Source organism: Tabrizicola sp., assembly GCF_041913445.1.
Classification (GTDB): domain Bacteria; phylum Pseudomonadota; class Alphaproteobacteria; order Rhodobacterales; family Rhodobacteraceae; genus Tabrizicola.
The window spans coordinates 26,808-39,858 of the sequence record NZ_JAYSFG010000013.1; the positions used below are offsets into that span (position 1 = coordinate 26,808).

Consider the following 13,051-nt stretch of genomic DNA (forward strand, 5'->3'; position numbering starts at 1 on the left):
GCCGCATTCAACCTGTCAGGCGCTGCGCGGTATTGATGCAGGTCAAGGCCCTGACCGCGCAAATGCCCGATTGCAGGACCAGCCCCAGCGCCCAAGGAGCCTTCGTTGGATACCCCCGATTCCCCGCCCAGCCTTTATGCCGCGCGCGAGCCCGTCTTCCCGCGCCGGGTGAAGGGCACGTTCCGCACGCTGAAGTGGTGGATCATGGGGATCACCCTCGGCATCTACTACATCACCCCCTGGCTGCGCTGGGACCGGGGTCCCTCGCTGCCCGACCAGGCCGTTCTCGTAGACCTCGCCAACCGCCGCTTCTTCTTCTTCATGATCGAGATCTGGCCCCACGAATTCTACTTCGTCGCGGGCCTTCTCATCATGGCGGGCCTCGGCCTCTTCCTCTTCACCAGCGCGGCGGGAAGGGTCTGGTGCGGCTACGCCTGCCCGCAGACCGTCTGGACCGATCTCTTCATCCTTGTGGAACGTTGGATCGAGGGCGACCGCAACGCCCGCGTCCGGCTGCACAAGCAGGCTTGGAACGGCGAAAAGATCCGCAAGCGCGCGATCAAGTGGACGGTCTGGTTCCTCATCGGCCTCGCGACCGGCGGCGCCTGGATTTTCTACTTCACCGACGCACCCACGCTTCTGGGCGACCTCGTCACCGGCGAGGCCCACCCCATCGCCTACATCACCATGCTGATCCTCACGCTCACCACCTTCTTCTTCGGTGGCTTCGCGCGTGAGCAGATCTGCATCTACGCCTGCCCCTGGCCCCGCATCCAGGCCGCGATGATGGACGAGGACACGCTGACCATCGCCTACCGCGACTGGCGGGGCGAACCTCGCGGCAAGCAGAACGTCGAAGGGAACGGCGACTGCATCGATTGCATGGCCTGCGTCAACGTCTGCCCGATGGGCATCGACATCCGCAACGGCCAGCAGATGGCCTGCATCACCTGCGGCCTCTGCATCGACGCCTGCAACGACGTGATGGACAAGATCGGCAAGCCCCGCGACCTGATCGGCTATCTCGCGCTGACGGACGAGACCCGCGAGCGCGCCGGCCAGCCGCCGAAATCCGTCTGGTCCCACGTCTTCCGCGTCCGGACCATGCTCTACACCGTCCTCTGGGCCGGCATCGGCATCGGCCTCATCGTCGCGCTCTTCCTGCGCTCGCCCATCGACCTGAACGTCACCCCGGTCCGCAACCCGACCTTCGTCACCCTCTCCGACGGCTCGATCCGCAACGCCTACGACATCCGCCTGCGCAACATGCACGGCGAAGACGCCCAGTTCACCATCGCCGTGACCTCCGACGCCTTCGTCACCCTGGCGCTTGAAGGCCGCGACGGCCTTACCGTGACCGTCCCCGCGAACGAGACCATGTCCCAGCGCGTCTACCTGACCGCCGCCCCCGGCACCCGCGCCGCGGTCGAGGACCGGACCGACGTCCGCCTCTGGGTCGAGGAGTTGGGGACGACGAACCGCGTGCACCATGATACGATCTTCAACGGCAAGGAAGAGGAAGACGACGATGACTGAACTGACCGGCAAGCACGTCCTGGCCATCACCGTCTCGGCCTTCGCCGTCATCATCGGGGTCAACGTCGTTCTGGCCGTGAAGGCCGTCAGCACCTTCCCGGGGCTGGAGGTCGACAACTCCTACGTCGCCTCCCAGGGCTTCAACGCCCGCAAGGCCGCGCAAGAGGCCTTGGGCTGGTCGCTCACCCCGGCCTATGAAAACGGCCGCATGACGCTTGCGTTCCATGGTGCCGACGGTCTGCCGGTCGAAGTCAACGACCTGCAGGTCCTTGTCGGCCGCACCACCGAGACGAAGTTCGACACCTACCCCGTCTTCCAGCGCCAGGGCGACCTTTACGCAGTCGACCTGCCGCTTGGCAAAGGCAAGTGGATGGTGAAGGTCACCGCCACCGCCGCCGACGGCACTCTTTTCGAACAGCGGTCCGAGCTCTTCGTGAAAGGTTGACATGACCCTCGCCGACGACTTCGCCAACCGCAGCGCCCCGGCCTCCGCCTGCCCGGCCTGCGTCGTCGTGCCCGCCGCCGAGCGCATCGCCGCGCTCCGCGCCGAACGGGCAGGCCGCATCGTCCTGTCGCTGCCCAATGCCGGCGGCGCGCAGTCGATCTCCACCGTCGAGGCCGCCCTCCAGGCGATCCCCGGCGTCCAGTCCGCCCGCGTCAACCTCACCCTCAAGCGCGTCTCAGTCGAAGCCGACGGCCACGTCACCGCCGCGCAACTGATCGAGGTCCTCGGCGCCCAGGGCCAGGAAGCCCACGAACTCGACCCAGGCCTCCTCTCGGTCACCGAGACCGACCGTCAGGGCCGCGAGCTTCTCATGCGCCTCGGCGTCGCCTTCTTCAGCATGATGAACGTCATGCTCCTCTCCGTCGCCGTCTGGTCCGGGGCCGAGGACGCCACAAGGGACCTCTTCCACTGGATCTCCGGCGCCATCGCGCTCCCCACCGTCATCTTCGCGGGCCAACCCTTCTTCAAATCCGCCTGGGCCTCGCTGCGGCAGGGCAAGCTCGGCATGGATGTCCCGATCAGCCTCGCCCTGATCCTCGCCTCCTCGATTTCGGTCTTCGAGACCTGGAACTCCGGCCATCACGCCTATTTCGACGCCGCCGTGATGCTGGCCTTCTTCCTTCTCCTCGGCCGCTACCTCGACCACCGCACCCGCGCTATCGCCCGCTCGGCGGCTGAGGAACTGGCCGCCCTCGAAGTCGCCCGCGCGATCCTTCTGATCGACGGGCAGGAAGTCGAAACCCCCATCGCCGCCGTCGCTGCCGGGGACATCGTCCTCGTCCGCCCCGGCGCGCGGATGCCCGTCGACGGCATCGTCCTCCACGGCGCCTCCGAACTCGACCGCAGCCTCCTCACCGGCGAAAGCCTGCCCGTCCCGGCAGGGCAGGGCACCGTGGTCAGCGCGGGCGAGGTCAACCTGACCGGCCCCCTGACCGTGCAAGTCACCGCCGCGGGGAAAGAGTCCAGCCTCCACCGCATGGCCGACCTCGTCGCAGTCGCCGAAGGCACCAAGACCCGCTACACCAGCCTCGCCGACCGCGCCTCGCGCCTCTACTCGCCCCTCGTCCACATCCTCTCGTTCAGCGCCTTCGGCTACTGGATGTGGGCCACCGGCGGCGACGTGCGCTATGCGATCAACATCTCTGCCGCCGTCCTGATCATCACCTGCCCCTGCGCCCTTGGTCTGGCCGTTCCGGCGGTCATCACCTCCGCCTCCGGTCGCCTCTTCCGCAAGGGGCTCCTCATCAAGCACGGCACCGCACTGGAGCGTCTGGCCGAGGTCGACACCGTCGTCTTCGACAAGACCGGCACCCTGACCCTCGGCACCCCCGAACCCGTCGCCCTGACCGACCACCCGACGGAAGCCGTGGCCCTCGCCGCTGCCCTCGCCGCTGGTTCCTCCCACCCCCTCGCTCGCGCACTGGCCGACGGGGCGAAAGCCGCAGGCATCGCCCCCGCGCAAGTCACCGACATCCGCGAAGTCCCCGGCCACGGCATCGAGGGCGAATACCACGGCACCCGCGTCCGCCTCGGCCGCGCCGGCTGGTGCGGAGCCGATCCCCTGCCGATGACCGCCACCTACCTCTCCATCGCCGGGACCCCCGCGCCCGGCCTCCAGTCCCGCGCACCCGCAACCCCAAGCGCCTCCCCTCCCCCCCGTGGGGAGGGGATGGGGGTGGGGGGCACCCGGCCCGACACGCAGACTCACGCCTTCGCCTTCACCGACCGCCTGCGCCCCGGCGCCGACAAGGCCGTGGCCGCGCTCAAGGCCGCCGGGATGCAGGTCGAACTCCTGTCGGGAGACGCCGAGGCCCCCGTCCGCGACCTGGCCGACCGTCTTGGCATCCCAAGCTGGCAGGCCGGGGTCCTCCCGGCCGAGAAAGCCGCCCGCGTCGCCCAACTCTCCTCCGAGGGCCGCAAGGTCCTCATGGTCGGCGACGGCCTCAACGACACCGCCGCGCTTGCCGCTGCCCATGTCTCGATCTCCCCCGCCTCGGCGCTCGACGCCGCCCGCGTCGCCTCGGACATCGTGCTCCTGGGCCAGGACATCGCCCCCATCGCCGATGCCGCCCGTATCAGCCGTCAGGCCACCCGCCGCATGATCGAGAACTTCCTGATCTCCGGCGGCTACAACATCATCGCCGTGCCGCTGGCGCTGATCGGCCACGCCACGCCGCTCGCCGCCGCGCTCGCCATGTCCCTCTCGTCGATCACCGTCTCCCTCAACGCGATGAGATTAAAGTGACGGGGAGGCTGAAGTAATGGAGATCTTGGCGATCCTCATCCCGGTCTCGCTGTTCCTTGGTGGGATCGGCCTTGCGGCCTTCTTCTGGGCCATGCGCACGAAGCAGTTCGACGACCCCGAGGGCGACGCGAACCGCATCCTGATCAAGGACTGGGACGACCGTCCAAGGCCCTGAAATCAAAAGTTAACACCAGCCTAACGGAAATCGCCAAGGCCTTGATTTCATTGCTTTCGCGGCGCTTGTCCACCGTGGACACGCTCAGGCAATCGTCACCGTCGCCGACTGCAGCCCCTCGATTTCCACCTTGCAGGTGTCCCCGCGACCCAGCGGCCCGACCCCCGCAGGGGTCCCCGTGAAGATCAGGTCCCCCGGCGACAGGCTGACCATCTGGGACAGCGCCGCGATGATCGCCGCCGGAGACCAGACCATCTCCGACAGCATCGCCTCCTGCCGCACCGCCCCGTTTACGAGGCAGCGCAGCTTCCCGTCAGCCAGCGGACCGGGCTTCACCGGCCCCACCACCGCGGACTTGTCGAACCCCTTCGCCATGTCCCAGGGCCGCCGCCGTTCCTTCGCCTCGGCCTGCAGGTCGCGCCGGGTCAGGTCATTCCCCGCGGCGTGCCCCCAGATCATCGCGGCCGCCGCCTCTTCCGAGACCATCGCGCCCCCCTTGCCGATGGCCACCACCAGCTCTCCCTCGTGGTGGAGATTGCTGGTCGCGGGAGGGTAGGGGATGCGGGACCCGCTCTCGACCACCGCATCGGCGGGCTTCGTGAAGAAGAACGGCGCCTCCTTCTCGGGATCGCCCCCCATCTCGCGGGTGTGCTCGGCATAGTTCCGGCCCACGCAGAAGATGCGGCGGACCGGGAAGCGTTCGGCGCGGCCGGTGACAGGCAGGGTCACCGTGGGCAGCGCGGGGAAGACCAGAGCAACCATGTCAGCCTCCCACCGTCTCGCAGGGGATCGCGCGGGCCGTGAGGCGGCGGCAGGCAAGCTCCGCCTGCTCTTCGGTCAGCCCCATGAAGCTCGCCCGCCAGGCCCCGCCCGACTGGGTCGTCTTGCGCAGTCCCTCGTTCAGGGTCGCGCTCTCGGCCAGCGCGGTCTTCAGAAGCGCCTTCTCGGCATCGTAACGCGAGGCGAACTCGCCCACGTTCACCCCGAAGTGCCGGCCGCCGGAGGTCGACATCACCACGACGACCTCCTGGCTTTCTTCGGCGGCGACCTCTTCTTCCGTCTCGGTCACCGCGTCGAAGATCGGGGCCTGCCGCTTCGGGGCGGCAGTGATCGTCGCGGCGGCAAGTTCCGTCGGAGCCGGCGCAACCATGGCCGCGCCCGAGACCGTCTCGACCTCGGTAACCTCGGCCAGAAGCGGGGCCGCGTCGTCCGCAGGCATCGCCTCGGTTCCCGGATCGGTCACCACGAGCTCCGGCTCGGCGACCGCCTCGGCGACCACAACCTCTTCGACGGGAAGGGCGGTCTCTGCTTCGGCAAGGGCAACCTCGGTTGCGGCAAGCTCTTCGGGGCGAGATTTCGGCTTCAGATCGGCCAGGGCCGGGTCCGCCGGGACCTCGGGCAGGGCCTCGGCCTCGGGCAGCGCGGCAAGTGCTGTCTCGGCCGGGGCGGCGCCAGTCTCAAGCGCGACGGCCTGCGCCTCGAGCGTTCCGGGTTCCACCGGCGCAGCGGTGGCCGCGTCCGCCGCAGCCAAGGTGACGTCCTCGGCAACCGGAGCCGCTTCAGCGGCGGCAGCCAGTTCCGTCTCTGACACGGCGGGGGCTTCGCCTTCGACCATTGCCTCGGCCTGGAATTCCAGCGTGCCCTCGGGGGCAGGCTCCGCCGTGGCCTGCGCCAGCGCGTCTGCGATCCCCTCGTTCATCGCGACCACGACCTCGTCCGGGACGGCCGGAATCGTCGGCCGGGCCCTGGGACGCGGCGATACCTTCACTTCGCCCGAGACGCGGACGACCTTGCCGGCACCGCCCTCGGCGTCGATCTCGTCGATGCCGGTCTCAAGGGCGGCGACCAGCGCATCCTCGACCGCTGCGGCGACCGGGGGCTGTTCCTTCACGTTGTTCTTCGAGCGGTCGAAGCCGATGTCCATCAGCTCGCGCATCTTGGCGTTGCGGTTGGCGGTCGAGGTCCCGCCGAAGACCGTGGCGATGACGTGCTTGTTGCCGCGGTGGGCCGAGGCGGTCAGGTTGAAGCCTGCAGCCACGGTGTAGCCGGTCTTGATCCCGTCGGCGCCTTCGTAGGCGTCCAGGAAGCGGGTGTTGGTGTTGTTCACCTGGGCGACCCCGGCGTCTGCCGTCCGGCGCGAGAAGATGTGATAATACTGCGGGAAGTCGTAGAAGAGGTGCCGCCCCAGAATGTTCATGTCCCGCGCGGTCGACAGGTGGCCCTCGGCGGTCAGGCCGTTGGCGTTCTTGAACGTCGTGTTGTGCATCCCCAGCTGCCGGGCCGTCCGGGTCATCCGCTTCGCGAAGGTCGCGGCATCCCCACCGATGTGGTCACCCAGCGCCGAGGCCGCGTCGTTCGCGGATTTGATGGCGGCAGCGCGAATCAGATAACGCACGGCGATCTTCTGGCCCGGCTTCAGACCCAGGCGCGAGGGCGGTTGCGAGGCCGCGTATTTCGTCACGGTGACCTTGGTGTCCAGCGTCAGGCGACCTGCCTCGATCTCCTGGAAGGTGATGTAGAGCGTCATCATCTTGGTCAGCGACGCCGGATGCAGCCTTGTATCGGCATTCTTTTCGTACAGGACTTCGCCGGTTCGGCCGTCCATGACGATGGCCGCGAAGGGCGCGGCCTGCAGCGGAGAGGTGATGACCACCGCGCTGACAACAAATGCCAAGAATATAGCGTGATAAATCCGCCCGAGAAGCGATGCCACGTCGCCCACCCTTTGCCTGCTGGCCCGGATTTTCCGGTGCCTTTTTCTGCCTCGAGACGAACGCTAGCACAGGTGTACGAAACCGAAAACCCAAAAATTCCAATGGCTTTCAAGGATTAGTTCATTCAGTTGCAGTCTGGCAGCACAAACTTGCCGATGAGGGCACATATTGGGGGTGATGCCGCCTGCGCCGCAAAGTGTGGGGGTCAGATTGCCAGCGTCCGCACCAGGTCGGGCAATTCCCCCAGATGGCTCAGCAAATGGAACCGATGGTGGTCGGTCGGGGCCGCAGCAGCCTCGAACGCCCATTCATGTTCATGGGGGACATGCACGCCCCATGCCCCGGCCTGCAACGCCGGAATGACGTCGGACTTCAGCGAATTGCCGACCATCAGGGCCTGGTCCGCGCCGGTCCCATGCCGGGCGAAGATCGTGCGATAGGTGGCCTCGGTCTTGTCCGACACGATCTCGACCCCGTCGAAGAGGTCTCCCAAACCCGACTGCGCCAGCTTGCGTTCCTGGTGAAGGAGGTCTCCCTTCGTGATCAGGACCAGCCGGTAGTCATCGGCCAGCGCCGTGACCGTGGCGCGGGCGTGGGGCAGAAGTTCCATCGGGTGTTCCAGCAGGTCCCGCCCCATCGCCACGAGGTCCCCGATCACCGCAGCAGGGACGCGACCCTCGGTCACCTCGACCGCGGTCTCGATCATCGACAGGGTGAAGCCCTTCACGCCGAAGCCATAGTAGTCGAGGTTCCGCCGCTCGGCCGCCTCCAGCCGCGCGCGCAGGTCTTGCGGGTCGGCATGGTCGCGCAGGACCTGCAGAAACCGGTCCTGGGTCAGGCGGAAGAACGTTTCGTTCTGCCACAATGTGTCGTCCGCATCGAAGCCGATGGTGGTCAGCATGCCCGCCCCTTTTCGTTCCGGCAAAAGAGGCTATATTTCCAACGTCAGTTGCAACCCCGAATCCAAGTCTCCGGAGCCCGCATCCCGTGTCAGTCCGCCCATTGACCATGTCCGACAAGACGGATGGCCCGGGGAATGACACCTCGATCCTGACCAAGACCAAGTCGAAGACCCAGCGCCCGCCCTTGTACAAGGTGCTGCTCCTGAACGACGACTACACGCCGATGGAGTTCGTGGTCCATGTGCTGGAGCGTTTCTTCGGCCTGAACCATGCCCAGGCGTTCGAGATCATGCTGACGGTCCACAAGAAGGGCCTTGCGGTCGTGGGCGTGTTCAGCTTCGAGGTGGCCGAGACGAAGGTGGCACAGGTGATGGACTTCTCGCGCCGGCACCAGCATCCGCTGCAATGCACGATGGAAAAGGAATGATCCGTCGCGCCCTCAGATGGGGACCAGGGGCCTGACGGCCCCGCCCATGCGATCCGCCCGACTGTCCCTGGCGCTGGAGACCGGCGCGCTGGACCTGCCGTCCGAAGGCAGGATCGCGGTCTATCGCCCGCGGATCGGCGACGATCTCTCGGACCTGCCGCGCGACCGCGTAACGGTGCTCACCGGGTTCAAGCCCGACCACGACCATTTCGCAGCGCGCTATTCCGTAACTTCCGAACCGCCCTATGCGGCGGCAATCGTCTGCCTGCCACGGTCGCGCGAGGCGGCGAGGGGGTTGATCGCTCGGGCAGCAGCGGAGGTGGCGCCGGGTGGCTGGATTGCGGTGGATGGACAGAAGACGGACGGGATCGACACGGCGCTGAAGGATCTGCGGGGCCGGGTGGACTTGTCGGAGAGCCTCTCGAAGGCCCATGGCAAGCTGGCCTCCTTCGTCGCGGGTCCGGACCTATCCGACTGGGCAGCGACCCCGCATCAGGTGGAGGGGTTCCAGACGGTGCCGGGCATCTTCTCGGCCGATGGTCCGGACCGTGGCTCTGTCCTGCTCGCGGCTGCGCTGCCGGCGAAGCTGGGCGGCAAGGTTGCCGATCTGGGGGCCGGCTGGGGGTTCCTTGCGGCCGAGGTGCTGAAGCGACCCGGAGTGAAGCGGCTTGACCTGGTGGAGGCCGAAGCCGATGCCCTGGACTGCGCCCACATCAATGTCACCGACCCCCGCGCGCGGTTCCACTGGGCGGATGCGACGACCTGGCGGCCCGAGGCGCTTCTCGACGTCGTGGTGATGAACCCGCCCTTCCACACCGGGCGCGAGGCCGATCCGGCCCTTGGCGCCGCCTTCATCCGCGCGGCCCGGCGGATGCTGGCCCCAAGTGGCGAGCTGTGGCTCGTCGCGAACCGGCACCTGCCTTACGATGCGGTCCTGGCGGAGTGCTTCCTGGAAGCCAGGGACGTGGCGGGGGACAGTGCCTTCCGCGTGATCCATGCCATCAAGCCCCGTCGTGACCCGCTTCGGGCAAAACCCTAGAGGTTCTTCATGTCCTTTTCCGTCTCCGGCAAGACCGCCATCGTCACCGGCTCGGCCTCGGGCATCGGGCTCGCCATCGCGCGGCACCTGGTGGACAAGGGCGCGAACGTGATGTTCGCCGATGTCGATGAGGACCGGCTGGAAGCCGAGGTTGGCGAGGAAGCCCGGGCCGAGGGACCGATCCGCATGTTTTCGGGCGACCTGACCGAGAAGCTGACGATCGCGAACCTTCTGTCCGCAACCGTCGATGCCTTTGAACGGGTGGACATCCTGGTCAACGCCAACCGCCGCACCGCCGTCTCGGAGATCCTGAACCCCGAAGCCGACGGGGTCGAGGAGCTGTGGCGGCACAACGTGCTGTCGGCGTTGCGGATTTCGCAGATGACGGCGAAGCGTATGATCCAGCACGCCCAACGGGCCGAGGTCGAACCAGGGACGATGCTGGGCTCGATCATCAACCTGTCGTCCATCGCCTCGCAGGCGACCAGGCCCGAGCTTCTGGCCTATTCGATGGCCTCGGCTGCGATGGACCAGATGACCCGGTCCTTGGCGGTGGCGCTTGCGCCGAAGGGGATCCGGGTCAACGCGGTCGCCTTCGGCAGCGTGATGAGCGCCAGCCTGCAGGCTGCGCTGAAGGAAAACCCGGACTTCCGCGACGAGATCACCGAGGCCACGCCGCTGGGCCGCATCGCCGCCCCGGCGGAACTGGCCGAGGCGGTGCAGTTCCTCGCCTCGGACGCATCCGGCTTCATCACCGGGCAGGTGCTGACGGTGGACGGCGGGCGGGGGCTCCTGGACGTGGTCTGCGCCCCGGCGCATTGATCATTCGGGATACTGCGCCTTGCAGGCCGCGATCACCTTTTCGGCCTGACGGGCCAGGCTTTTCCGCTTTTCCTTCAGGCTTGCCAGCTTCCGCGCCTCTTCGTTCAGGTCGATGGCCTTGGGTCGCCGTTCGGTCACCGGGCGTTCGTCGAGGCAAAGCCGCGGTGGCGGCACGGGCTGGCCCTCGGCCACGGGGGGTTGCGGGCAGTAGACCCATTCATCCTCGTAGACGGTGACCGTCTCGAACGCATACCCGCGGGCGAGGTTGCCCTCCGACTCCTTGATCAGCCTGTCGACGGTGCGCAGGTCCCGCGTGTTCTGGCTGATGCACTGTTCCTGCGGGGTGCCGCAGGCCGCGAGGGTGGCAAGTGTCAGAAAAACCAGCCGTCTCATGGGTCCCTCCTCAAACAGTGGAAAGCGGCGCGCGGGGGTGCTAGGCATTCGGCTGTCAACATCGAAGGACACCAGCATGACCGATCCCATTGACAGTCGCAACGCCGTCGCAGCCGCGTGGTTCCGGACGTTGCGCGACCGGATCGTCGCCGCGTTCGAGGGGTTGGAAGACAAGTACGCCAAGGGCAAACCCGGCCGGTTCGAGGTGACGCCCACCTCCCGCGCGGATGGCGGCGGCGGCATCATGAGCGTGATGCGCGGCGGCGAGGTCTTCGAGAAGGTCGGCGTCAACTGGTCCGAAGTGCACGGGCAGCTGGGCGAGAAGGCGCAGCGCGCGATGGCCGCGCGGGGCGTGCCGGGGATGGACAAGGACCCGCGGTTCTGGGCTTCGGGCATTTCCCTCGTCGCCCACATGGTCAACCCGCATGCGCCGGCGGTCCACATGAATACCCGCATGTTCTGGACCCCCGGCGCCTGGTGGTTCGGGGGCGGGTCGGACCTCAATCCCTGCATCGAATATGCCGAGGACACCGCCCATTTCCACGGCGAGATGCAAAAGGCCTGCGACGCGCACAACCCGGACTACTACGCGAAGTTCAAGGCCTGGGCCGACGAGTATTTCTTCGTTCCCCATCGCGGCCGCGCGCGGGGTGTGGGGGGGATCTTCTACGACGACCTGAACACCGGCGACTGGCACCGCGACTTCGCCTTCACCCGGTCGGTGGGCGAGCATTTCCTGCCGGCCTTCCTGCCCGTCACCGAACGCCGGGTTGAGACGCCCTGGACCGAGGCCGACCGCGAGACCCAGTTGCAGCACCGGGGTCTCTACGCCGAGTACAACCTGGTCTACGACCGGGGCACGAAGTTCGGGCTGGAGACCGGGCACGACGCCAACGCCGTGCTGATGAGCCTGCCGCCTGTGGCCAAGTGGTACTGAGCCTATGGCCGATATCACGGTGAAGGCGGCTTACGGGTCCGTTGTCGAGGATGAGGGGAACCTCTTCGTCGGTTTCGCCGAGGGTGAGGACGAGGCGGACGGCTATGTCCTCTTCCGGCAACCCGTGGGCGGCGGCCCGGTCTGGTTCGAGGCGAGCGATGAGACCTTCGGGGCCGAGGATGCGATTGAAAGCGTCGTCGCCGGGCCGAAGGGGTTTGAGGTGACCATCCGCCCGGACAAGTGCGCGGCCTTGGGGTTCGCGGCGACGGTGGCGGTGCGGGTCGGGCCTTCCTGTGAGGATGGGACGGAGGCGCTTGAGGCGCTCAAGGGGATGCTGGGCGATCTCTGGCGGTAGGCTCGTCGTGCGTCTTCGACTTCTCCTCGCGAGGCGCAGCGACGAGTGACGAAGTCATCGAGGAGCGTTGGCGTGGCTCCACACCGCGTGGCGGATGCGGGCGGTCTTGTAGGCGTCGAGAATCGCCATCGCCCAGACGAAGAGGCCCCCGGCCATCTTGCCGACGAAGGACACATCCGGGGCGGCGGTCTTCAGGGTGAACCCGCCCAGAAGGATCGCGAAGCAGACGAAGATCAGGCCCCGCACCGGCTGGCGGTTCAGGACCTGGCCGACCCCAGGCAGGATCACGGCGACGGCGAGGACGAGGTAGGGGTTCAGCGGCTGTTTCATGGCATGTCCTTCAGGGCCAGCACATCCTTTCGGATCGCCGCCAGTCTGTCGAGCAGCGGCTCCAGCCGGGATGGGGGCAGCGGGGTCCTGCCCATCTCGGCATCGCGGAAGATCAGGTAGCGGCCACGGTCGGCTTCCTCGGCCAGGATCACGATGCGGAGGCCTTTGGGGGAGAGGACGAGCTCCTTGACGCGGGGATCCTGGAACAGGTCGGCATGGGCGGCGATCAGGTCCGGCGGCGGGATGCGGGTGGCATCGTCCGTGCGCACCGCGATCTCTTTCGGCAGGTCCGGCGGGGTGGGCAGCGACTGGGGCAGGGTGGCGAACCGGGTGAAGGGCTCGTTGCCCGAGGGGCGGGCCATGAGGTCGAGCGTCGCGTCAAGCGGCAGGGGTTCGGGCAGGGTGACAAGGACCCAAAGCGCCGGCAGCTTGCGGAAGGTCAGGGTATCGGGGATGGCCTGAAGGTCGAAGGTCAAGCCATCGCGGCGGCCCGTCATGCGGGGGAAGCCGGTGGGTTGCAGGCGCGTCTCGCCGCCTTGGAACAGGGGTTTCACCGCGTTGAAGTAAGCGGCGCGGCTGTTTGCGCGACGGCGGGATTCGTGGAAAAGCAGGTAGCCCAGCCAAAGGCCAAGGGCAGCGACGGCAATGCCAAGGGGAACGAGGGGTGACAT

The 13,051-nt window shown here is 67.4% G+C and carries 15 protein-coding genes; 9 read left to right on the plus strand and 6 right to left on the minus strand.

Annotated elements, in window-relative coordinates:
• Positions 1-105: 105 nt before the first annotated feature.
• Genes ccoG through ccoS form a run of 4 tightly spaced genes read left to right on the plus strand, consistent with a single transcriptional unit; the run spans position 106 to position 4,461 of the window.
• Positions 106-1,536 carry a cytochrome c oxidase accessory protein CcoG gene (ccoG, locus tag ACE3Q6_RS14735; protein ID WP_374433858.1) on the plus strand — a complete coding sequence of 477 codons (1,431 nt, stop codon included), beginning with the start codon at positions 106-108 and terminating at the stop codon, positions 1,534-1,536.
• Positions 1,529-1,981 carry a FixH family protein gene (locus ACE3Q6_RS14740; protein WP_374433860.1) on the plus strand — a complete coding sequence of 151 codons (453 nt, stop codon included), beginning with the start codon at positions 1,529-1,531 and terminating at the stop codon, positions 1,979-1,981. Before ccoG ends, ACE3Q6_RS14740 begins: the two co-directional genes overlap by 8 nt.
• A gap of 1 nt (position 1,982) precedes the next feature.
• Positions 1,983-4,286, plus strand: coding sequence for a heavy metal translocating P-type ATPase (locus tag ACE3Q6_RS14745; protein WP_374433862.1), 2,304 nt, complete (start codon positions 1,983-1,985; stop codon positions 4,284-4,286).
• A gap of 16 nt (positions 4,287-4,302) precedes the next feature.
• A complete protein-coding gene (gene ccoS / locus ACE3Q6_RS14750) occupies positions 4,303-4,461 on the plus strand; it encodes a cbb3-type cytochrome oxidase assembly protein CcoS (RefSeq protein WP_374433864.1) in 159 nt (52 codons plus the stop codon).
• A gap of 84 nt (positions 4,462-4,545) precedes the next feature.
• Here ccoS and ACE3Q6_RS14755 read toward each other — a convergent pair whose 3' ends face one another.
• The 3 genes from ACE3Q6_RS14755 to ACE3Q6_RS14765 all read right to left on the minus strand — a co-directional run bounded on the left by ACE3Q6_RS14755 (position 4,546) and on the right by ACE3Q6_RS14765 (position 8,076).
• Complete coding sequence (locus ACE3Q6_RS14755; protein WP_374433866.1) at positions 4,546-5,223, minus strand: fumarylacetoacetate hydrolase family protein; 678 nt, start codon at positions 5,221-5,223, stop codon at positions 4,546-4,548.
• A 1-nt stretch (position 5,224) separates the two neighbouring features.
• Positions 5,225-7,135 carry a D-alanyl-D-alanine carboxypeptidase family protein gene (locus tag ACE3Q6_RS14760; protein WP_374433868.1) on the minus strand — a complete coding sequence of 637 codons (1,911 nt, stop codon included), beginning with the start codon at positions 7,133-7,135 and terminating at the stop codon, positions 5,225-5,227.
• A 245-nt stretch (positions 7,136-7,380) separates the two neighbouring features.
• Positions 7,381-8,076, minus strand: a complete 696-nt coding sequence (locus ACE3Q6_RS14765; protein ID WP_374433870.1) for an HAD family hydrolase — start codon at positions 8,074-8,076, stop codon at positions 7,381-7,383.
• Positions 8,077-8,183: 107 nt separating this feature from the next.
• Between ACE3Q6_RS14765 and clpS the strand changes: the two genes are divergently transcribed.
• The 3 genes from clpS to ACE3Q6_RS14780 are packed head-to-tail and all read left to right on the plus strand — an operon-like array spanning position 8,184 to position 10,365.
• Positions 8,184-8,504, plus strand: a complete 321-nt coding sequence (gene clpS, locus ACE3Q6_RS14770; RefSeq protein WP_374433873.1) for an ATP-dependent Clp protease adapter ClpS — start codon at positions 8,184-8,186, stop codon at positions 8,502-8,504.
• A gap of 46 nt (positions 8,505-8,550) precedes the next feature.
• Positions 8,551-9,543, plus strand: coding sequence for a class I SAM-dependent methyltransferase (locus ACE3Q6_RS14775; RefSeq protein WP_374433875.1), 993 nt, complete (start codon positions 8,551-8,553; stop codon positions 9,541-9,543).
• A 9-nt stretch (positions 9,544-9,552) separates the two neighbouring features.
• On the plus strand, positions 9,553-10,365 hold the full coding sequence (locus tag ACE3Q6_RS14780; protein ID WP_374433879.1) for an SDR family NAD(P)-dependent oxidoreductase: 813 nt from the start codon (positions 9,553-9,555) through the stop codon (positions 10,363-10,365).
• Here ACE3Q6_RS14780 and ACE3Q6_RS14785 read toward each other — a convergent pair whose 3' ends face one another.
• Positions 10,366-10,758 carry a hypothetical protein gene (locus ACE3Q6_RS14785; protein ID WP_374433881.1) on the minus strand — a complete coding sequence of 131 codons (393 nt, stop codon included), beginning with the start codon at positions 10,756-10,758 and terminating at the stop codon, positions 10,366-10,368. It abuts the gene before it with no gap.
• 76 nt (positions 10,759-10,834) lie between these two features.
• Between ACE3Q6_RS14785 and hemF the strand changes: the two genes are divergently transcribed.
• Positions 10,835-11,695 (plus strand): oxygen-dependent coproporphyrinogen oxidase, encoded by an 861-nt coding sequence (gene hemF / locus ACE3Q6_RS14790; protein ID WP_374433883.1) that lies wholly within the window; start codon positions 10,835-10,837, stop codon positions 11,693-11,695.
• 4 nt (positions 11,696-11,699) lie between these two features.
• Positions 11,700-12,050 (plus strand): hypothetical protein, encoded by a 351-nt coding sequence (locus ACE3Q6_RS14795; RefSeq protein WP_374433885.1) that lies wholly within the window; start codon positions 11,700-11,702, stop codon positions 12,048-12,050.
• Positions 12,051-12,104: 54 nt separating this feature from the next.
• Here ACE3Q6_RS14795 and ACE3Q6_RS14800 read toward each other — a convergent pair whose 3' ends face one another.
• Both ACE3Q6_RS14800 and ACE3Q6_RS14805 read right to left on the minus strand, forming a co-directional pair.
• Positions 12,105-12,380, minus strand: coding sequence for a hypothetical protein (locus ACE3Q6_RS14800; RefSeq protein ID WP_374433887.1), 276 nt, complete (start codon positions 12,378-12,380; stop codon positions 12,105-12,107).
• A complete protein-coding gene (locus ACE3Q6_RS14805; RefSeq protein WP_374433891.1) occupies positions 12,377-13,051 on the minus strand; it encodes a hypothetical protein in 675 nt (224 codons plus the stop codon). Before ACE3Q6_RS14805 ends, ACE3Q6_RS14800 begins: the two co-directional genes overlap by 4 nt.

Coding starts and splice junctions, on each gene's coding strand:
- ACE3Q6_RS14780 (WP_374433879.1), top strand. CDS start 9,553: ATGTCCTTTTCCGTCTCCGGCAAGACCGCCATCGTCACCGGCTCGGCC.
- ACE3Q6_RS14805 (WP_374433891.1), bottom strand. CDS start 13,051: ATGTCACCCCTCGTTCCCCTTGGCATTGCCGTCGCTGCCCTTGGCCTT.
- ACE3Q6_RS14740 (WP_374433860.1), top strand. CDS start 1,529: ATGACTGAACTGACCGGCAAGCACGTCCTGGCCATCACCGTCTCGGCC.
- ACE3Q6_RS14755 (WP_374433866.1), bottom strand. CDS start 5,223: ATGGTTGCTCTGGTCTTCCCCGCGCTGCCCACGGTGACCCTGCCTGTC.
- ACE3Q6_RS14785 (WP_374433881.1), bottom strand. CDS start 10,758: ATGAGACGGCTGGTTTTTCTGACACTTGCCACCCTCGCGGCCTGCGGC.
- ACE3Q6_RS14795 (WP_374433885.1), top strand. CDS start 11,700: ATGGCCGATATCACGGTGAAGGCGGCTTACGGGTCCGTTGTCGAGGAT.
- ACE3Q6_RS14745 (WP_374433862.1), top strand. CDS start 1,983: ATGACCCTCGCCGACGACTTCGCCAACCGCAGCGCCCCGGCCTCCGCC.
- ccoS (WP_374433864.1), top strand. CDS start 4,303: ATGGAGATCTTGGCGATCCTCATCCCGGTCTCGCTGTTCCTTGGTGGG.
- clpS (WP_374433873.1), top strand. CDS start 8,184: ATGTCCGACAAGACGGATGGCCCGGGGAATGACACCTCGATCCTGACC.
- ACE3Q6_RS14775 (WP_374433875.1), top strand. CDS start 8,551: ATGCGATCCGCCCGACTGTCCCTGGCGCTGGAGACCGGCGCGCTGGAC.
- ACE3Q6_RS14765 (WP_374433870.1), bottom strand. CDS start 8,076: ATGCTGACCACCATCGGCTTCGATGCGGACGACACATTGTGGCAGAAC.
- hemF (WP_374433883.1), top strand. CDS start 10,835: ATGACCGATCCCATTGACAGTCGCAACGCCGTCGCAGCCGCGTGGTTC.
- ACE3Q6_RS14800 (WP_374433887.1), bottom strand. CDS start 12,380: ATGAAACAGCCGCTGAACCCCTACCTCGTCCTCGCCGTCGCCGTGATC.